This is a genomic window from Wolbachia pipientis, from assembly GCF_030373985.1.
GTDB classification, from domain to species: Bacteria; Pseudomonadota; Alphaproteobacteria; order Rickettsiales; family Anaplasmataceae; genus Wolbachia; species Wolbachia pipientis_D.
This window is the reverse complement of sequence record NZ_JAUCRB010000003.1, coordinates 56,143-74,577: the sequence shown is the minus strand read 5'-3', so window position 1 is coordinate 74,577 and position 18,435 is coordinate 56,143. Positions and strand designations below refer to the sequence as shown.

The window sequence follows — 18,435 nt, the reverse complement described above, 5'->3', positions numbered from 1 at the left end:
TAGAGATCTTACTGAACAAGTATAGTAAATCAATAGCAAAAGGCAAACATAGCCATAAATCTTCCAATAGGCAAAATGACAAGTTTAAAGTTAACCCAAATTGCTTTCGTTATACAAGAAAACAGGATACAAAAAAGAGTCTTTTAAAGCTAGCCGCAAATTATAACAAACGCAGTAGCGTAATCGCCGTCGTCACTTAGAGAAAGATGTAACATGTAATCTTTGGAAATAAAATCCTTGCTGACAGTAAGATGTGGCTTTCCTCTTACATCGCTGTATATTTCTATATCTTTCATTGTAATGCCCAAACTGAATCCACTGCCTAGCGCTTTAACAAAAGCCTCTTTTGCTGCAAAGCGTTTAGCAAAATATCTCGCTTGCATTTCTTGGCTTTCGTATTCCCTGCTTATCTCTATCTCTTGCCTAGTGTAGATCTTATTGAGGAATTTTTCTCCATACTTTTGTAGTATTTTTAATATTCTTGGTATATATACTATGTCAATACCGATACCGCGTATCATTTCGTGCTAAAGCGATTTATTGCTTCCTCAATCCGCATTTCCTCTACTTCCCCAGTTGCTCTATTTTTTATTTCAACTATATTTTCACTTACTGCTTTCTTTCCAACAATTATTTGCCATGGTAAACCTATAAGATCCATTCTAGCAAACTTCACTCCTACATTTTCTTCCGTATCATCGTAAAATACTTTATCGCTTTTCAAAGCTTCGTATATCCTATCTGCAGCCCCTGTCGCTTTCGTTTGCAAATTGATTAAACCAATTCTAAAAGGAGCCACCGCTTCTGGCCAGATAATTCCTTTATCATCATGAAAAGCTTCTATTATTACACCAACAAGCCTTGAAACTCCAATGCCATACGAGCCCATATGTATATTGACATTTTTCCCATCTTGTAAGGTGACTTTTACATTCATTGGCTTTGAGTACTTATCACCAAAATAAAAAATGTGCCCTATTTCAATACCCTTACTAATATTTAACTGTTTTTGCGGTATAAAACAAAGTTTAAGATCATGCATATCATCTGCAACTGCGTATATATTCTTTAAACTTTCAATATCTTCACTTTCTAGTAACTTAAAAATTTTATTGTCATAATATAAAGTGCTCTCGCCAGTGTTTGCCAGTATGTGAAACTCGTGGCTTAAATTTCCTCCAATCGGTCCAGTGTCTGCTCTCAATACAATTGGAGTGAGTCCCATGCGTTTGAAGATCTTTATGTAGGTTTTATACATCAAATTGTATGAATCCATTGCACTTTCGTAACTCACATCGAAACTATACGCATCCTTCATCAAAAATTCCCTACCTCTCATCACACCATAGCGAGGCCTAACCTCATCACGAAACTTCCACTGAATTTGATATAAACAAAGTGGCAGGTTCTTGTAACTTTTGACCGCATCTCTAATCAAATCAGTTACCACCTCCTCATGCGTCGGCCCGAAAAGCATATCACTTTCATGCCTATCCTTAATACGCAGCATCTCTTTGCCATAGTCATCGTAACGCCCTGATTCTTGCCAAAGAGTTGCTGGTTGTATACAAGGCATTAATGCTTCAATTGCACCAGATTTATTCATTTCATCCCTGATAATGTTTTCAATATTTTTAAGCACTGAAAGACCAAGCGGTAACCAAGAATAAATGCCAGACGCTGTCTGCTTGATTAAACCTGCACGTAACAAATATTTATGGGAAACGATTTCGGCACCAGCAGGAGTCTCTTTTAAAGTTGGCAGATAATATTTAGACAGGCGCATTTGATAGATCTAATTATATTAAGCAATTTTAATACAATCAGATCTGTAGGTAAACTATTTTAAAAAAGAAGGTAAGAGTGTCTTCACTCAATGTTCTACAGCAATTTAATTGTAATTAACGTACTAATACCAATTGCTTTTCATATTTAGCAGCCCTTTCCCCAAATATTTTACAACAATCCTTAACAGAAGAAGGAGATGAGCCTCGCACCTCATTTTTCACTTGGTCCACATTATTCACTTGTGCTTCAGAGGGAGCCTTAACCCTTGTTTGTAAATCAGCAGGCTTGGACAATAGCGGCAGTTTCTCTGCCTGTGGTGCAAAATGTGGCAGAGGTGTGGGTTTAGATTTTACATCATCACCAGATTTATAACCACTTCCAAGACTCCTGCTTCTTTTTCCATAGTTGGAGATCTATAGATGTTGTATATCTATTTTCGTTATCACCCCAATCATCATCGCTAGCAAGCCCATTAATCACACTCATCTTCACTATCTGAAAATCCAATTGCCTTTCTCCTCTCCTTAAAGGTCCTGGACAGGCCCCTTAAAATCCCACCTTGCTTACTCCCGTTATTGCTTGACTGCTCTTTACCAGAAGCTTTTCCACTTCATTGTTTCAGCGATTTTCCATTAGCTTTTCTTTACATTTGCAAATAAAGCATCTATGTTATTTTCAACCTTAGGTTTACTGGAATCATCAGTTTTACGTTCTTTTGTATTTTTCATCCCTGTAAGCGGACCGGTCCGCTTCGCATGCTGTAGAGGTAGTGGCAGCGGAGGTAGCGCAGCACCTTGTAGCAATGGGAGTGGTACACTTGCTTGGTTGTGCACCAAGCGCTACTTGAGTCGGTGTAGGAATAGGCTTACTTAGCCTATTTTTCAGATTAGTATTATGCACAAATCATTCTGTTGATTCTTGAGACACAGAACATGACTGGCTGAGAAGTCGACTAAGTTCTTCTGCTAGCTCTTTTGTTGGGTTAGCTTACCGATCAGGTTCTTCTTTACCAGAACCTTGCTTCTTTCTTATTATCAGCTCTAGAAACAGCTAGTTTTATAAGATATGCTACTGAAATTAGCACAACAACCGTGGAAACAGCAAAAGTTACTAAAGGAACTATTGCAATTACACCAGAGCCAGAAACTGCTGCAATAACATAAGAATGATAGTGACCAGCTAGTTAAACTCAATATTAGGTAGTTATAGAACAGCAATTAAAAACCCAAGATTGGATGTATGCATTTTTACCGCGCTAGCTTATACAATATTGACGATAATAGTTAAATTATCATACTTGTCAACAATTTATGTACAATTTGTTATATAACATTTCACAGGATCACTTTTCAAGTGTATATTAAATATCTCACCAGCCATAGCAGCATCTTGACTTGGCGCTTTACCATGTCTATGCACACAGAGATTGCGTAGCGCGGATTATGATAAGGACCATAAGCAATAAATAATTTATGACTTTCACTCTTAGAATTTATCTTTGGCGTACCAATTTTGTCAGCAATTCGTATACTGCCTAGCCCTTTTCTATAGGTTCTAGTTCTAAAATTCACAAGCTCTTAAACTGCTTTAGCTATAAATATTAAGAAATTTACCAAACGAAAAAAAGGCAAAAGAAACCACGGGTAACGAGCTTTTGAACCCTCTAATACTGTAACTTAGCGCTGTAATAATGTGCTGATGCTTAATTTAAGCGCGATTTAGCTGAATGTAGAAAAAATTTACAAGATATGCAGTTCCAATAATTTGATGTAATCCGCAAAAAAATACCCTAAGTTTTTTACTGAGTTTTATAATTGAATCTGCAGATCAAAAACAAATTTTAGAGTTACAAGAACCCTTGCCGTTATAATAAGGAGGTTGTTAAAACTTGCCAAGGAATTTTTGTATCTTTAGTTTGAAATAATTGTATTCACCTACAATTCAATAAATTTGAAAGAATCAATATAATTATTAAAATTATTTCTATCTACATCAGTTGTCCAGGTTTGACATTGAATACTTAATATTTCTTCTATTAACACCTTTCTGTAATGCTTATCTAGGTGAGACATTATATCGTCAAGCAGAAGAAGTGGTGCCTTATTGTGATAAATACACCTTGCTTTCACACTAGATAAAATAATAGAAAGCAGCAATAACTTTTGTTCTCCAGTAGAGCAAAGATTTATTGGCACATCTCTTCTTTGGCACACGACCAAAAATTTATCGTTATTCACACAAAAGGTTGTTCTACCAGTCAATAAGTCTTTTTCTCTATTTCCTTTTAGACGACTTTGAAAATACTCTGCAGTATCGTTTAAAGTTAACTGGCTGCTGAATTTTAAGCTCGCTTTTGGAAAAAACTCAGTGGAGTGGTTATCGATTGTGTCTTGCAGTGTTTTTAAAACAGATAATCGCATGCGTAATATATTGACTGCATTAACGGCCATAACATTTTCAAGGCTAGATAGCCAATTTTCATCCAAAATGTCTTCCCTGAGCAGTTTGCTTCGCTCGTGTTTAGCTTTTCTATATTTCATGTAACAGCAAGTGTAATTTTCTTCAAACAATGAAACTATGCGGTCTAAAAGTTTTAACCTATCACTTGAAGAATTAAGAAAAATATAATCCATTTGTGGAATTAGCCATATCACATTGGATATTCTGTAAAGAGATGAATAACTTGATTGTGTTTTTCCATCAATTTGTATCAGTTTCTTATTAAAATTCTTTGCAATACCAATTGAGTTGAAATCCGCTCCATTAAAAAACCCATAGTGTACTGCCCAGTCTTCATTGCTGAACCTATTTTGCATTTCACCAGCTTTTGCTTTTCTCATTCCATTGCTTTTGGCAAGCAACGAGATTGCTTCAAGTATATTAGTTTTGCCAATACCATTTTTGCCAGTTATCACAACCGAATTGTCGCTTGAGTCTAATTCAAAACTTAAGTGGTTACGAAAATTATGTAATTTTAACTTTTTTATGTAACAGTGGGTAACCATTAACCTAAATAGTTTTTTTAATTTATATTCTTCTTATTTCCTCCAGGACATCGTCAACATGTCCATTAACTTTTACATTTTTCCAGATCTTCATTATTTTACCCTTTTTGTCTATTAAAAAAGTAGTGCGTTCTATTCCCATATACTTTTTGCCAAACATACTCCTTTCTACCAAAACACCATACTTTTCCAAAATTTCAGCATTTTCATCAGAAACCAAATAAAATGGCAGAGAATATTTTGCTTTGAAGTTAGCATGGCACTTAATACTATCCCTTGATACACCAATTATTACTGTATCAAGGAAAGAAAAATCACTTATTTTGTCTCTAAAACCTTTTGCCTCTATCGTACAACCCGGAGTGTCGTCTTTGGGATAAAAATAAAGAACTACTTTTTTTTTGTCAAAAAAATCACTCAATGATAAATTTTCACCAGAATCTGTTGGTAAGCTAAAATCAAGAGCATTACTTCCTACTGCTAATTCCATACCTCGTTCCCTTAATAATGCTTATAATGGTACGTATATTGTAGTTAGAATTTTCAGGAACTCTAGTTAAAAATCAATCAGGTTATCACATGTTTGTTCTTCATAAAAGAAGTTTAACGTTACCGTGGTACCAAGTTTCGTTTCACTTTTAATATCAAAAGTTCCACCCATTAACTCTACTAATTTTTTGCTAAGTGGTAATCCAATGCCTGTACCTTCGTTTCTATATCCCGAATCTGCTTGGCCAAAGACAGACATAACTTTATATATATCCTGCTGCATTATTCCTATTCCATTGTCATGAAACTCAATAGTTAATAAGTTTTTTTCTATATTTTCTCTAATCACCATCCTTATTAAGCCGTCTTTGGGGGTAAATTTGATCGAATTTGATAATAAATTTATTATCACTTGTTTCATTCTCTTAGGATCTGCGATAACTAGCAATTGCTTGTTAGGTATCTCTTTTTTTAAACTAATTCCGGTTTCTTTTAATTTAGGTGACAGCATATTTAAGCACGAATCTATTATTTTGTTTAGGTTAAACTTCACTTTTTCTACTGTTAGACTACTTGATTCAGCTTTTGAAAAGTCCAGCACATCGTTAATTAAAGCGAGTAAATGTGTTCCTGCATTATATATATCATCCGCATACTCCTTGTATTGAAAATGATCCATCGAACCTAAAGTTTCATTTTTGATCAACTCTGCGAACCCAATAATAGCATTAAGAGGTGTACGCAGCTCATGTGTAACACTTGCAAAAAACTTTAGTTTGTTTGCATTTTCTTGTTCTAATGCCTCTTTCATCTGTTGCAATTCAATATTAGTTTTATGTTGTCTGACTAACATTTGAGTATTAGAAAAGTGCAAATAAAGCATTATTAGTATTAAAACTATTAATAATATGCCTACAAACGTTAAAAACAGGCTATATACCATAACATAAGAGTTATTGTGGTTTTGAATAATCTTCAAAAAGAATGACGGCTTAATGTCGCTTTCATGAAATATAGGGAAAATAGAAATTAGTGTATTTCCTATAGTATAAAATATCTCTTGATTACTTAGTAGTTTATCAATTTCATCGCTTGTAAGTAACTGTTCATAATCATGATCTTGAGTGTTAAAACGACTGAATATTATCCTGCTATTTTGATCATATAGTATTAAGCTCAGGTTCTTAACTTCGCTAACTGATTGTAATAATTCAGCACGCAGTTTTACCAGTTGGTTTATATAATCGAAATTCTTGTATTTAATGTGATGCTTTTCTATTAGCAAATAATGGTATTTTTTTATTACGCTATTTTCCAGTACACTTTTTAAGCCTATACTTAAGTCGCGGTAAGAAGAAAGGAAATTATTCCTTAGTGAATAATTACAATATATCACGCTAAATAAAATCACAAAAATTGATGGGAATAGTGCAATAACTTTTAAGTATTTATTTTTCTTTAGTGCAGAAAGTATTAATTTACCTAGTTTGTACATGTCCTTTTCATTGTGAAATAACGGCTTTTATGTTATTAATTAAAATTAAGCATATCATATTTTTATGACAATCTCTCCTATCTTGCCAGTTTATTCTTCTATTAATATAAATTTTTCTTATGGCAAAGGTATTTACTTGTATGATATCGACGGTAAGCGCTACATAGATTTTCACTCTGGAATAGCTGTGAGTAACTTAGGCCACACCAATTCGCAATTAACTAGCGCTCTTAAACTGCAAGGAGAAAAGTTATGGCATATAACAAATACCTATAATATACCTGCTGCTAACAACTTTGCAGAAAAATTAATAAACAATAGTTTCGCTGATACTGTATTTTTCACAAACTCTGGATCAGAGGCAGTAGAGTGTGGACTTAAGATTGCTAGGGTCTACCAAAACGGGAAAGGCAATAAAAACCGTTATAGAATTTTAACATTCCATGGTGCATTTCATGGGAGAACTTTTTTAACTTGTGCTACAAACGATAAACAGAAATTTTCTGAATTACTGAATCCATACATTGAATGGTGTGATAACATCGAGCCCAATATTGAGAGCGTAAAGAAAGCAATTTCGAGTGGTATAGGCGTTATATTAATAGAACCAATACAAGGGCAAGGAGGTATTAAAGTAATGAATGAAGCCTTTATGAAGGAACTAAGAAATCTATGTGATGAAAACGACATATTACTATTTTTTGATTGTGTACAATGTGGCGCTGGTAGAACAGGGAAATTATTTGCATACGAACATATAGGAGTGAAGCCTGATATATGCGCTCTTGCAAAAGGAATAGGAGGAGGTTTTCCTCTAGGAGCTTGTCTTGCAACTGAAAAGGCTGCCAAGTACATGGCGGTAGGCATGCATGGTTCTACTTTTGGTGGCAATCCACTTGCAACCTCAGTAGGCAATGCTATGCTTAAAGAATTGCTAAGCCCTGGCTTTTTAGAAAATGTTGAAATTAGAGGTAAGTACTTAAAAAATAAATTAGAAAGCCTGGCAAGTAAATTTCCAATGATAGAAGAAGTAAGAGGAAAGGGGTTAATGCTTGGAATAAAAGTGAAAGCAGAAACCCAAAAATTTGCAGAAGAGCTAAGTCATCGTGGCTTGCTTACTGTTGGAGTAACATCAGATAACGTTGTAAGGATTTTGCCTCCACTAATTATCACTGAAAAGGAAATTGATGAAGGAATTGAGATTCTAACTCAATATTTATCTGAGAAATCTTCTGATTAGGTAGTCTATATTGACATGAACAACAATTTAGTATGTCTCGGAATTATTACTTCTCCTCACGGAATTAAAGGGGCTGTTAAAGTCAAAACTTTCACTGAAAAATCTGAAAATATCTCTTTGTATGGTAGGCTAATAAGTGGTGATGAGAGTTATAAAATAGACTCAGTGTCCGTCATAGGTGATAATTTAGTAATAGCTAAGATAAGCGGAGTAAATTCTCATAATGAAGCAGAGCTTTTAAGAAAAAAGAAATTATATATAGAAAGATGCAAGCTGCCAAAGTTAAGTGATGAGAACGAATTCTATCAAAGTGACCTTGTAGACATGGCAGTAAGGCTGGAGAATAACGAGTTATATGGTCACGTAAAATCTATATATAATTTCGGTTCAGGAGACATATTAGAAATTTCAGTTATCAGTACAAAAAAGAATATTATGCTGTCTTTTACTGAAGAAATATTTCCTCATATAAACATAAAGAAAAAGTATATAGTGCTTAATATGCCAGAGTTTACTGGGTAACAAAGACTTTGATATTTACACAAAAGCCACATATAATTGTGGGATCGAACTGAAAACGTAATTATGGCAGAAAGAGCTAATGATATTAGGCCAGGTCAAGTGTTGGAACATAATGGTGGATTGTTCTTGGTTGTAAGTATTATGCATACTCAACCTGGTAAAGGTGGAGCATATATACAAGTCGAGATGAAAAACATCAAAACCGGAGCAAAGCACTATGAAAGATTCCGCTCTGATGCAGCAATCAGAAGGGCAATTTTAGATGAAGAGGAATATATTTATCTCTTTACTGAAGGAAACATTGTGAATCTTATGCATCCAAACAATTACGAACAGGTTACTATAAACTTAGACTTATTAGGAGAAAAAAAGATTTATCTACAAGATAACACGAAAGTAAAAGTGGTATTTTATCATGATAAAATAATCTCTGCACATGTACCTGATTATGTCACGTTGACTGTTAAAGAAACAGAGTCTGTTATTAAAGGACAAACTGCTACTGCCTCTTATAAGCCTGCAACTTTGGAAAACGGAATGCGTGTTAACGTGCCTCAATTTATAAAACAAGAAGATAAAATCGTAGTATATACTCCTAATGACAGCTATTACGAAAGAGTAAAAGAGTAAAAGGAAGAATGTCCATCTCATCACCACGAATTAATGTGATGCTTGATTCTGTACGCAGTGCATCCAAGCAACTTATGCGTGATTTTAATGAACTGCAAATTTCCAACGTTAAGTCAGCAGACTTTGTCAACAAAACTTACTCAAGATCCAAGCAAACCATATATGATTGCTTGCACAACTACAAACAAGACTATGGTTTTATTTTTGAAGATGATACTGATCAAGAAGTAAAAGATGACACTTATACCTGGTTCATTATGCCTATAGAAAGCAGGGAGAATTTTTCCAGCTGCATGGTTTATTTCGCAGTATCAGTCTGTCTCATTCATAAAGATAAGGTTGTAGCAGCTGTAATTGACGCTCCCGCTCTTAGGGAGACTTTTTGGGCAGAAGAGAAGAAGGGTGCTTTTCTTGAAGACTTTAGATCTCGTTATATAAAAATGCGAGTAAAAAGTCGTGAAGGGGGGTTAATAGATGTAAGTGGTAATTTGTTAAATAAATTACTGTCTGGCAACAGTAATGCACGCTCAATCGGCTCAACAGTTTTAGGTTTTACATACCTTGCTACAGGAAGGTACAGCGGAATAGTTTACTCTGGAGTTAACAAATACAAAGCCTTACTCGGTAGACTTTTTCTGCAAGAAAGCGGTGGAAGATTAATAGAACATAGTGGATTGATTATTGCTGGCAATATTAAACTAACATAAGCAAGCTACAGGAATAGACAACTTCTCGAAAACTTTCACGAGAGACTCTGTTAAATGTTGTATCATTTCATCGGTATGATAAGGTGTAGGAGTAATACGGAAACGCTCGGTTCCTCTTGGAACTGTCGGGTAATTTATATGCTGAACATATATTCCATGCTCATCAAATAATAATTTTGATGCTCTTTTGGATAGCTCTGGATTGCCAATTATTATTGGAATTATATGAGTTTCTGTTAGAATGAAGTTAATTCCCGCATTTCTCAGTGAATTTTTTACTTTCTTAACAACTTGCTTTTGCTGCTCTCTTTCAATATTACTTGATCTTAGATGTTCAACGCTTGCCTTTGCTGCTGCTGCTAAAACAGGCGACATAGCGGTGGTGAAAATAAACCCTGGAGCGGAACTCCTTATTACGTCTACCAAGCTCTTTGAAGACGCTATATATCCGCCCATTACTCCAAAGGCCTTTGATAATGTACCTTGAATAACGGTTACTCTGTCCATCAGGCCTTCTCTTTCTGCAATTCCACCACCGCGCGGGCCATACATGCCAACTGCATGCACCTCGTCCAGATAGGTAATTGCATTATATTGATCTGCCAGGTCACATATTTCCTTAAGTGGAGCTATACTACCATCCATTGAATATACGGATTCAAATGCTATGATCTTCGGTATTTTTCTGTCTACGGACTTTAACAACTTTTCTAAATGATCAACGTCATTGTGCTCAAATATGTGTTTTGGTCTTTTTCCTGACTTTATACCTTCTATCATCGAAGAATGGTTTTTCTCATCTGAAAAAATTACTACATCAGGAATAACAGACGATAAAGTGCTAAGAGTAGTCTGGTTGGCAAGGTAGCCACAAGCAAAAGTTAAAGCAGCTTCCTTGTTATGCAAACAAGCCAAAGATTGCTCGAGTTCAACAACCTCTTTTGTTGTACCGGATATATTTCTCGTTCCTCCCGCTCCAATTGATGAATTCTGAACAGCGGCAATGACACTCTTATTTTGTGACATTCCCAGATAATTATTACTACACCAGATAATTACTTCCCTATTTTTTTCGTAGTCCATAATATAGGGAAGCTTGCCAGGCAACAACGCAAAACGTGTAAATTCGCGGTAGCGCCCTTCTTTTTTTATATCTTTGATTTTGTTTAAGAATATTTCTTCGTAGTCTACCACGCTTTTATCTATTAATAACTAATATAACTATAATAAATTATTCAACGGCAGACTACCATATTTATTTATTACACAGACGCAACCACAGTCCTTTCTTAGATGCAACTTTTTTGACTTCGCTGTTCTCAACTGAGCTTTGAGGCGTACAGCAGTGTACAACTGCCGCAGCAACCAAACAAACAATCTCCAACTGCTATTTCTACTGCTAACATTTCCAAGTGAACTGCAATCTACTGTTAGAGCAATTCCAGCTATTGCCAACGCAGAAGCAGCTATAACAGACCACATACTGCCTTTTGTGTTTTTTGAATCACTCTGTTGTTTACTGTTGCCATTAGTATAATTCCCTTGTTCAGCTTCTTTTTTAACTACTGAAAGTGTTTTCTGGATGTGAATCTCGGTCATCCCTCTTTAAAAAGAACCTTAATAGACCATAATCGTCAATATAATCATCCATGTTACTTTGATTATCAGGCTGCATGCAGTTGGTTTGAGTATCACTTGTTTGTTCTAAAATTTTTGGTTTTGTATCTTGCAGACTACTACTTTCAGAAGTAGGGACGATCCCACTTTTATCTATGTCCTCAACTGAAGAGCCGTTGCTAAGAACCAGAGAAACTTTAACATATTCACCATTACTACTGTCAGTATCAACTTTACCTTTCGTAGGTACATTGACGAGGCTTAAAGAACTGTTACTTTCAAAAATCTGTGATAAAGGTGAATTTTGTTGACCATCTTTACTTTCAGGCTCTGCCGATTGATCAGAAGCTTGTTCCTTCTCATCATCAATATTGGCAGAAGTTGCGTTATCACTTGTAGTAGTGCTAATATCTCCTACACTGCCATCAAATGATGATGCAGCAACCAGCAATGTTATCGAGCCTCTCTTTAAGAAATTTTCTAATTTCTATGAGCTTAGATCTTATATCTTTCTTTTCAGCTTCTGTATTATTAGCTTCCTTTAAGGCTTCACTTAAAACGGGTTGTGTTATATCATCACCACCTTGTTCTACTAAACACTTCACTTCCTCGAATAAATATCCCATATGGCGCGAGACAATCTTTCTTTTATGCTTTTATTACCCATTTTACCCCTCTCATAACTACTGCTAATAGGCTTTTGTGTTGATGCCTCTCCATTGGCCATAATATTTTTCCATTGTCCACAACATTTTTTTCCAGCTGTTAACTGCCAGTACTTTTAGATTTTGGGTTTTTTGACTACTTGGTTGGTTGTTATTTTTTCCATTCTTATTACTAGACAAAATAGATTTGGTATTGTGCAAAGTGTTCTAAGGCTTATAACCTTTTAATAATCTACTTGAGAAGTATAACCTTCAAAATATCTTCCAGAAGCATAAATATTTTACACAATAGGCATAGTAGGATAAGTACTCCATGCCTTACCTTGCTCCTTAGTAAAGTCACTTACTATTTCTAATATTTTTTCTACTACTGATAAACCTTCTTCAGGCAACACATGAGTAACACCAGCTTGAACAACGTCTATGTAAGTATTCAAGGCACAAACATCTTTAGCACTACTGCTTCTTTCACTAATTTTACCATTTTACCTAGATTAAAGACTGAATTTTCAGGAATCGTAACAAACGATGCCCCTTTATCACTATTCAAACTTTCTCGATCTACGACAAATGACTTAGGACCTTCACCAATACTTGCAATGAGAGGCTCAATAACTGCATTATCAGCATCTGTGAAATATTCCTTAATATCATCTAGTAAACTTTTGCTATTGGCTTTGTAATCCTTCAACTGCTCAGGAATGGTAAGTGTTATCTTACCGTTTTCATACTCTACTTCACCATTTTGAAATTTAAGTGTGAATTCTAACTTACTACCAGATTTATATTGTTAGAATTGGTCTGGACCTGGATTTTTTACAACTATAACACCACTATACCCAACACTTGCAGTATCTGCACTATTACAACTAATATTTATTGTTTTTCCCGAAATTGTTGGTGTTAAATTATATTGATCAAGTATAGGCTAAATTTGCCCGTACATCGCAAACTCACACCCCGCTTGATACAATATTAGTAGTTAATTCTCCAGTATAAGGTCATTTGGAATTTCTGCCTTAGCATGTCCGAACATTTTTGTAAAAACATGTTTTGCAGTCTGGTGTTTATCATTTTGATCATATTCACCACACAGCTGACTAACGAAACTCTTGTCTATAGTTCGACCATTGATTACAAAACTCATCCTAGGTAGGTCTTTACAAGTTTGCTTACCAGAACATGCATCTCTTATTATGCTCATTTGCCTTTACCTTACTGAACAAAAATTGTGTTAACTGAAATTCTAATGTAGTTGCTGTGCTAGAGTTTTGATTAAGCTGATTTTCATCGTTTACAATAACTCAATCTTCATAACCATTCGAACTTTGATAGATAGATTGAACAACCTTTAGTTCATGTTTAACTTCTAGCATTTGTGTTTGCTCCCGCGCGTGTATTACGTAATTTCCCATTCTTAACTTTAAGAAGTTGTGTCACTCCTTTTTTCCTATGAGTGAAATACCCTGGACTTGAACTCTTTCGTCAGATTTCGATTTTCTTCCCCGTTCTACTCCCTCAGAGAAAGAACCTTTTAATTCTTCACAGTATAAGAGGTATTAATATCAATATGTTAATTTTCACTACCAACAATTTTCTTCCCCAAAAACATATCTATCGCTCACTATAAATTAGCTTAATTTAGTATAACACTAAATAACAACTTTGCCAAGCAAATTGTTTAATTTTTTAGCAAACAGGCTTATGTCATCCACCTCTTCACCTTCAACTATGCAAGCTTGATAGAACAATAAGTAAATCATGTCCTCCAGTGTTGAGTTTTCACCACTTTCGGTGTGGGATTTTATTATGCTTTTTATTACAGGATGCTTAATGTTGATTTCGAGTACCTTCGATGTGCGGTAATTTAGCTGCTTTTGTTCGCGTAAAAAACGCTCCATTCTAAGATCCATAGCCCCTTCATCAACCGCCAAACATACGGGGCTATCAGTCAGCTTTTTGGAGATTTTTACGCTTTTTACCGAATTGTCAAGGACCTTGGTGAAATATTGCAATATAGAATCTACGTTTTCTTCGGTCTTTTCGTCATCTGATTTATTTTCTTCATCTTTTTTTTCTGAAAAGAATTTTTCCAAATCAACATCTGCACGAGTTACGGACTTAAATTTTTGATCTTTATATTCATGAACTACACTAGTCCAAAAATCATCCACTGAATCAACAAATAGAAGAACCTCTAATCCTTTACTGGCAAACCCTTCAAGTTGTGGACTGCGTCTTACCGAATCCAAGCTATCCCCTGTAAGATAATAGATGTGTTCCTGCTCAGGCTTCATTCTACTTATATAGTCATCAATGCTGACTAGTTTATTATCACCAGTGCTATGGAATCTGCAAATTGAAAGCAGTGCTTCTCTTTTATCGGTTGGCATAGCTTCACAAAGGCCCTCTTTTAATACTGCACCAAAATTGGTCCAAAATTTTGTGTATTCCTCTAAATTCTCTTTTGCCTTTTTACCAAGCTCTGATATCACTCGCTTAGTGAGGGATTTTCTAATTTGCTCAACAACGCGATTGTTCTGTAGCGTTTCTCTACTGATGTTGAGAGGCAAATCTGGTGAATCAACAATACCTTTTAGGAAACGTAAATACTGCGGTATGATCTGTACGTTATCTTCAGTGATAAATACTTTATTTACATATAACTTAACAGAGCAACGTCTATCCGGATGAAACAAATCAAAGGGTTTTATAGAAGGAATATAAAGCAAGTTTGTATATTCTATTGTACCTTCATTTTTATTGTGTAATATCATCCAAGGCTCTCCGCCAACATGTGCAACACTGCGGAAAAAATCATTGTGCTCTTCTTGAGTAACATCATTTTTCGGCTTAGTCCAAATTGCAGCCCTGCTGTTTAACTTTTCACTTTTTCCTTCTCCATCTATAAACTCAACGGGAAAATTTATGTGGTCCGAATAAGTAGTAACAATACTTTCGATACGAAACTTGTCTAAAAACTCATTCTCTTCAGGACGCATAAACAAGGTAATTTTGGTTCCACGGGGAATCTGATCATCCAATTTGCTGATTGAATATTCTCCATCTCCTTTTGATCTCCAAATCCAAGATTCCTCTTCCCCCGCCTTTCGAGACTCAACTATCACTTCTGAAGCAACTATGAAACTCGAGTAAAAACCAACACCAAATTTCCCGATCAAATCTACAGTTTGGCTTGAATCTTTACTATTCTTAATCGCATCCAAAAATTTTTGTGTACCAGAGCTGGCAATTGTGCCAAGGTTATCTATAAAATCCTGTCTGTTCATTCCGATTCCATTGTCAGCTATATACAACTTATGCTTATCTTTATTGGAACTGATAGTAATTTTCAATTCATCATTCGAATCTAGCAAATTAGGATTCAGTTGAGATTCGTAGCGTAATTTGTTGCATGCATCAGATGCATTTGATATTAACTCACGCAGAAAAATATCCTTATTGGTATAAAGTGAATGAATTACTATATTCAGTACTTTCCCTACTTCAGCATCAAATTTTAAATTTTCAGTTTCTTGTACGTTGTGCATTTCAAGCTCCATGACTAGCCTACTACCCTAGTGATTTAAGTATCAAATAACAATCTTTCAAGGTCACGCACACTAAAATTAACGCAGTTGTGGTTATTATGACACCCAATTCACAAGATTATTGTATAATAAAACACTTTTTAAAACTACAAAAGTAAATTATCTCTCACGACCCGCATTTACTTCACTCACTTTAGGAGCATTAACAGGCGTTATCACAATGTTCTGGAGTTTTGTTACTTGTTTTAAACCCTTACTTATGTTTTGATCTTGACTCAAAACTTTATCAAAATCCCTACTTTGTTGATGACCATTTACTACGCTGATTTCTAAGCCTGGGCCTTTATAATCGAAGAACTCACCAGGGTAGATATTATGTTTCTTATCATTAATATTTAAGTTGATTGTATTATCAATATTGAGAGAATTTCCACCCTGCTGCAAATTTTGCTTTGTTTCAAGACTATTGTACGCAATATCAATGTTAAGAGCTTTATCTTTGTAGTTAAAAGCTTTCCCTGGTTTTAAATTGAATTCTCTTCCATTTATATTTATGGAAGAAGCTTGACCAATGCTTTGCAACTGTCCATCATTACTTGATGTACTCCTTCTAGCAGCTCCTTTCGGGTCATGAGCATTTTTTAAACTTTTTTCATCTTCACCTAAAGTTTTTATAGCATCTTCTTAACAAAGCGCTTTAGAAGACTTAAAAGCCCCTCTTCTTTTTTATTTTCTTGTAATTGAACCGCATCTTCCTTTTTATCCGATTGAGGCTTTTTATCACTAGATTTCTCTTCTATAGAACTCTTATTCACTGAGGGACTAATGGCTTGTTTCAACGGGACCTTAGCTTTTTCAGGCTTTTTGTTATTAGATTTCTCTTTTGTGGAATCTTTGCTTGCCGGAAAACTAAAGGCTTGTGACTTAGGTTTTGATGGAGTTTGAATCTCCACATTTACCGGTCGCTGTGTATCTGTTTGTACAGAAATTTCGGAAGTCTTTTTTTGTTTTTTATGTTCAAAGCCTTTACCTTTTGCTGTAGTTTTTCTTGGAGTGTTAACTACTTCTTGAAATTCTTTATTATCACGTAACTTTTTAAGCCCTTTATCCGTAAAAGGATAGCCATCCTCTTTTAGTTGTCGGGCAAGCCTTTCAAAATTTTGACGTGCTTCTTTAGCTACATGTCTTTTTTAACATTCAAGCTACTGATTCAGTTCAGCAACGCTTTTCATTTTGTTCTCAAACTTCTTATTTTTTAGAGCCTTAAGAGCCTCTGTTCCTTTACAATATAATTAACCTTCCCCCTAATGAAGCTCCTTTTGGAAAGCACCTGGAAAACGTTCAAAAACATCTTTAAATTTTTTTCAACACTTCCTTGAGATGTATTTTTAACCCGAGCCATGCCTGTCATCTATTAAAGCATATCATATAACCAGTGTATTAGCTAATTATGCAGAGATAGTTAACACAACTTACAATAAAAGCTATTTTTTTCAATCATCAAGAGCATACTATTTATATTTTTTTCATTAAAATGCTATTTACTTATTAACTTAAAATGTGCGACAATATAGAAATGAAAAATAGCCCATTAGCAGTATTATTCGATTGGGATAATACCTTAGTTGACACTCAAGATAATATTTCTAATGCTATTAAATATACCTTAGACTTAATGGGGTGTAGTAATAAAGCTGCTGATAGAAATTCCCATGAATCGAGAAAGAGCTATATGGTCAATTTATTTGGTGATCAATGGGAAAAAGCGAATCAGATATACCAACAATACTTAGATAATGCATTGTTGCAAAACATTGCTCTAAATCAAGGAGTGGAGAAAATGTTGCAGACGTTGAAAGGCCACAATGTTTATCTAGCAATAGTGAGCAACAAGAAAAATACTAATTTACGTAAAGAAGTTGCCTATTTTAGGCTAGATTCTTACTTTGAGAGAGTAGTTGGTTCATGTGATACTGCAGAAGATAAACCATCTGTGATTCCACTGCTATTTTCATTAGAAGAGAGTACGTTGCCTATAAATAGAGAAAATGTGTTTTTCGTTGGTGATAGTGTCACGGATATTTTGTGTGCACAAAACGCCAATTGTTTACCTATTATATACGGCCAATCAATAAGCGGCTACGAAGATTTGTTATGTTTTCAACATTTTGATAAACTTACAGATTTCATAATAAAGTATTTGAAAAATAGGTAATGACCGCTGTTACAGAGATTGCCAGTATAAAGAGGCGCTTTTGTGCATATTTAATAGATGTAGCAATTTTATTAATTCCAACCTTACTAATTGTACTGTTATTAGAAGATTTTCCATTAATTTTACACCTATCATACATGTGCGTAAATTGTAGTTACTTCACATATTTTATATCTTCAGCAGCTCAGGCAACTCCCGGTCAGCAGTTAATGAACATACATACCATAAGCCTAGACGGTTCTAAAATAGACTTGAGATTAGCGTTTGATAGAAGCATTTCCCAGTTTTTTCTTTCTCTATTAAATAGCGTAGTAATTATCCTCATCGAGCTTTTCCAAGAACAAGATGCATTAGTAAATGCTTTAAATACATTAAAAGTAATTATTATACTATTCACCCTTTGCTGGTATTTGGTTGCTTGCTTCTCTCAAAAGAAACAGACATATCATGATATGCTATTTGGTACGACTGTTGTGAAAGGAGCTACCAAATGAATTGATATAATTTTTAT

The 18,435-nt window shown here is 34.8% G+C and carries 24 protein-coding genes; 6 read left to right on the top strand and 18 right to left on the bottom strand.

Annotated elements, in window-relative coordinates; all coding sequences use genetic code 11:
• Positions 1 to 149: 149 nt before the first annotated feature.
• From QUS22_RS03470 to QUS22_RS03435, 8 genes are all read right to left on the bottom strand, one after another.
• The gene (locus QUS22_RS03470) at positions 150 to 521 is read right to left on the bottom strand and encodes a holo-[acyl-carrier-protein] synthase (protein WP_289513610.1); all 372 of its coding nucleotides are present in this window, start codon (positions 519 to 521) and stop codon (positions 150 to 152) included.
• Positions 518 to 1,786 carry a proline--tRNA ligase gene (gene proS, locus QUS22_RS03465; protein WP_289513609.1) on the bottom strand — a complete coding sequence of 423 codons (1,269 nt, stop codon included), beginning with the start codon at positions 1,784 to 1,786 and terminating at the stop codon, positions 518 to 520. The genes QUS22_RS03470 and proS overlap by 4 nt, the downstream gene beginning before the upstream one ends.
• A gap of 115 nt (positions 1,787 to 1,901) precedes the next feature.
• Positions 1,902 to 2,081 carry a hypothetical protein gene (locus QUS22_RS03460; RefSeq protein ID WP_289513608.1) on the bottom strand — a complete coding sequence of 60 codons (180 nt, stop codon included), beginning with the start codon at positions 2,079 to 2,081 and terminating at the stop codon, positions 1,902 to 1,904.
• A gap of 73 nt (positions 2,082 to 2,154) precedes the next feature.
• Positions 2,155 to 2,295: a hypothetical protein gene (locus QUS22_RS03455; protein WP_289513607.1), complete on the bottom strand. Its 141-nt coding sequence runs from the start codon at positions 2,293 to 2,295 to the stop codon at positions 2,155 to 2,157.
• A 125-nt stretch (positions 2,296 to 2,420) separates the two neighbouring features.
• On the bottom strand, positions 2,421 to 2,621 hold the full coding sequence (locus QUS22_RS03450) for a hypothetical protein (RefSeq protein WP_289513606.1): 201 nt from the start codon (positions 2,619 to 2,621) through the stop codon (positions 2,421 to 2,423).
• 1,101 nt (positions 2,622 to 3,722) lie between these two features.
• Positions 3,723 to 4,793 carry a DNA replication/repair protein RecF gene (gene recF / locus QUS22_RS03445; protein WP_289513605.1) on the bottom strand — a complete coding sequence of 357 codons (1,071 nt, stop codon included), beginning with the start codon at positions 4,791 to 4,793 and terminating at the stop codon, positions 3,723 to 3,725.
• Positions 4,794 to 4,815: 22 nt separating this feature from the next.
• Entirely contained in the window at positions 4,816 to 5,283 is a 468-nt protein-coding gene (bcp, locus tag QUS22_RS03440) for a thioredoxin-dependent thiol peroxidase (RefSeq protein ID WP_289513604.1), read from the bottom strand.
• Between the two features lie 66 nt (positions 5,284 to 5,349).
• Positions 5,350 to 6,777 (bottom strand): sensor histidine kinase, encoded by a 1,428-nt coding sequence (locus tag QUS22_RS03435; RefSeq protein ID WP_289513603.1) that lies wholly within the window; start codon positions 6,775 to 6,777, stop codon positions 5,350 to 5,352.
• A 64-nt stretch (positions 6,778 to 6,841) separates the two neighbouring features.
• On the opposite strand from QUS22_RS03435, the gene QUS22_RS03430 reads away from it, so the two are divergent.
• The 4 genes from QUS22_RS03430 (at position 6,842) to QUS22_RS03415 (ending at position 9,876) form a co-directional block, all read left to right on the top strand.
• Entirely contained in the window at positions 6,842 to 8,017 is a 1,176-nt protein-coding gene (locus tag QUS22_RS03430; RefSeq protein ID WP_289513602.1) for an aspartate aminotransferase family protein, read from the top strand.
• Between the two features lie 15 nt (positions 8,018 to 8,032).
• Positions 8,033 to 8,539 carry a ribosome maturation factor RimM gene (gene rimM / locus QUS22_RS03425; protein ID WP_289513601.1) on the top strand — a complete coding sequence of 169 codons (507 nt, stop codon included), beginning with the start codon at positions 8,033 to 8,035 and terminating at the stop codon, positions 8,537 to 8,539.
• Between the two features lie 63 nt (positions 8,540 to 8,602).
• Positions 8,603 to 9,169: an elongation factor P gene (efp, locus tag QUS22_RS03420; RefSeq protein ID WP_289513600.1), complete on the top strand. Its 567-nt coding sequence runs from the start codon at positions 8,603 to 8,605 to the stop codon at positions 9,167 to 9,169.
• An 8-nt stretch (positions 9,170 to 9,177) separates the two neighbouring features.
• Positions 9,178 to 9,876 (top strand): inositol monophosphatase family protein, encoded by a 699-nt coding sequence (locus tag QUS22_RS03415; protein WP_289513599.1) that lies wholly within the window; start codon positions 9,178 to 9,180, stop codon positions 9,874 to 9,876.
• On the opposite strand, the gene hemA is transcribed toward QUS22_RS03415, so the two are convergent.
• The 10 genes from hemA to QUS22_RS03365 form a co-directional block, all read right to left on the bottom strand.
• Complete coding sequence (hemA, locus tag QUS22_RS03410) at positions 9,868 to 11,070, bottom strand: 5-aminolevulinate synthase (protein WP_289513598.1); 1,203 nt, start codon at positions 11,068 to 11,070, stop codon at positions 9,868 to 9,870. The genes QUS22_RS03415 and hemA overlap by 9 nt on opposite strands.
• 27 nt (positions 11,071 to 11,097) lie before the next feature.
• A complete protein-coding gene (locus QUS22_RS03405) occupies positions 11,098 to 11,358 on the bottom strand; it encodes a hypothetical protein (protein WP_289513597.1) in 261 nt (86 codons plus the stop codon).
• A gap of 76 nt (positions 11,359 to 11,434) precedes the next feature.
• Positions 11,435 to 11,944 carry a hypothetical protein gene (locus QUS22_RS03400; protein WP_289513596.1) on the bottom strand — a complete coding sequence of 170 codons (510 nt, stop codon included), beginning with the start codon at positions 11,942 to 11,944 and terminating at the stop codon, positions 11,435 to 11,437.
• On the bottom strand, positions 11,919 to 12,119 hold the full coding sequence (locus QUS22_RS03395) for a hypothetical protein (protein ID WP_289513595.1): 201 nt from the start codon (positions 12,117 to 12,119) through the stop codon (positions 11,919 to 11,921). Before QUS22_RS03395 ends, QUS22_RS03400 begins: the two co-directional genes overlap by 26 nt.
• Before the next feature lie 320 nt (positions 12,120 to 12,439).
• Positions 12,440 to 12,595 (bottom strand): hypothetical protein, encoded by a 156-nt coding sequence (locus tag QUS22_RS03390; RefSeq protein WP_289513594.1) that lies wholly within the window; start codon positions 12,593 to 12,595, stop codon positions 12,440 to 12,442.
• Positions 12,592 to 12,849 (bottom strand): hypothetical protein, encoded by a 258-nt coding sequence (locus QUS22_RS03385; RefSeq protein ID WP_289513593.1) that lies wholly within the window; start codon positions 12,847 to 12,849, stop codon positions 12,592 to 12,594. Before QUS22_RS03385 ends, QUS22_RS03390 begins: the two co-directional genes overlap by 4 nt.
• Before the next feature lie 291 nt (positions 12,850 to 13,140).
• The gene (locus QUS22_RS03380; RefSeq protein ID WP_289513592.1) at positions 13,141 to 13,362 is read right to left on the bottom strand and encodes a hypothetical protein; all 222 of its coding nucleotides are present in this window, start codon (positions 13,360 to 13,362) and stop codon (positions 13,141 to 13,143) included.
• A 448-nt stretch (positions 13,363 to 13,810) separates the two neighbouring features.
• A complete protein-coding gene (htpG, locus tag QUS22_RS03375; protein ID WP_289513591.1) occupies positions 13,811 to 15,709 on the bottom strand; it encodes a molecular chaperone HtpG in 1,899 nt (632 codons plus the stop codon).
• Positions 15,710 to 15,868: 159 nt separating this feature from the next.
• On the bottom strand, positions 15,869 to 16,291 hold the full coding sequence (locus QUS22_RS03370; RefSeq protein WP_289513590.1) for a hypothetical protein: 423 nt from the start codon (positions 16,289 to 16,291) through the stop codon (positions 15,869 to 15,871).
• Positions 16,292 to 16,380: 89 nt separating this feature from the next.
• On the bottom strand, positions 16,381 to 16,662 hold the full coding sequence (locus QUS22_RS03365) for a hypothetical protein (RefSeq protein ID WP_289513589.1): 282 nt from the start codon (positions 16,660 to 16,662) through the stop codon (positions 16,381 to 16,383).
• 623 nt (positions 16,663 to 17,285) lie between these two features.
• Here QUS22_RS03365 and QUS22_RS03360 point away from each other — a divergent pair.
• Positions 17,286 to 17,924, top strand: coding sequence for an HAD family hydrolase (locus tag QUS22_RS03360; protein WP_289513588.1), 639 nt, complete (start codon positions 17,286 to 17,288; stop codon positions 17,922 to 17,924).
• Entirely contained in the window at positions 17,924 to 18,418 is a 495-nt protein-coding gene (locus tag QUS22_RS03355; protein ID WP_289513587.1) for an RDD family protein, read from the top strand. Before QUS22_RS03360 ends, QUS22_RS03355 begins: the two co-directional genes overlap by 1 nt.
• Positions 18,419 to 18,435 lie beyond the last annotated feature (17 nt).

Excerpts from the sequence above, each read along its gene's own strand:
- QUS22_RS03430 (WP_289513602.1), top strand. The coding sequence starts at position 6,842 with ATGACAATCTCTCCTATCTTGCCAGTTTATTCTTCTATTAATATAAAT.
- QUS22_RS03470 (WP_289513610.1), bottom strand. The coding sequence starts at position 521 with ATGATACGCGGTATCGGTATTGACATAGTATATATACCAAGAATATTA.
- QUS22_RS03360 (WP_289513588.1), top strand. The coding sequence starts at position 17,286 with ATGAAAAATAGCCCATTAGCAGTATTATTCGATTGGGATAATACCTTA.
- recF (WP_289513605.1), bottom strand. The coding sequence starts at position 4,793 with ATGGTTACCCACTGTTACATAAAAAAGTTAAAATTACATAATTTTCGT.
- QUS22_RS03395 (WP_289513595.1), bottom strand. The coding sequence starts at position 12,119 with ATGGGATATTTATTCGAGGAAGTGAAGTGTTTAGTAGAACAAGGTGGT.
- QUS22_RS03435 (WP_289513603.1), bottom strand. The coding sequence starts at position 6,777 with ATGTACAAACTAGGTAAATTAATACTTTCTGCACTAAAGAAAAATAAA.
- efp (WP_289513600.1), top strand. The coding sequence starts at position 8,603 with ATGGCAGAAAGAGCTAATGATATTAGGCCAGGTCAAGTGTTGGAACAT.
- QUS22_RS03405 (WP_289513597.1), bottom strand. The coding sequence starts at position 11,358 with ATGTGGTCTGTTATAGCTGCTTCTGCGTTGGCAATAGCTGGAATTGCT.
- QUS22_RS03415 (WP_289513599.1), top strand. The coding sequence starts at position 9,178 with ATGTCCATCTCATCACCACGAATTAATGTGATGCTTGATTCTGTACGC.
- rimM (WP_289513601.1), top strand. The coding sequence starts at position 8,033 with ATGAACAACAATTTAGTATGTCTCGGAATTATTACTTCTCCTCACGGA.
- QUS22_RS03355 (WP_289513587.1), top strand. The coding sequence starts at position 17,924 with ATGACCGCTGTTACAGAGATTGCCAGTATAAAGAGGCGCTTTTGTGCA.
- htpG (WP_289513591.1), bottom strand. The coding sequence starts at position 15,709 with ATGCACAACGTACAAGAAACTGAAAATTTAAAATTTGATGCTGAAGTA.
- bcp (WP_289513604.1), bottom strand. The coding sequence starts at position 5,283 with ATGGAATTAGCAGTAGGAAGTAATGCTCTTGATTTTAGCTTACCAACA.
- proS (WP_289513609.1), bottom strand. The coding sequence starts at position 1,786 with ATGCGCCTGTCTAAATATTATCTGCCAACTTTAAAAGAGACTCCTGCT.
- QUS22_RS03380 (WP_289513592.1), bottom strand. The coding sequence starts at position 13,362 with ATGAGCATAATAAGAGATGCATGTTCTGGTAAGCAAACTTGTAAAGAC.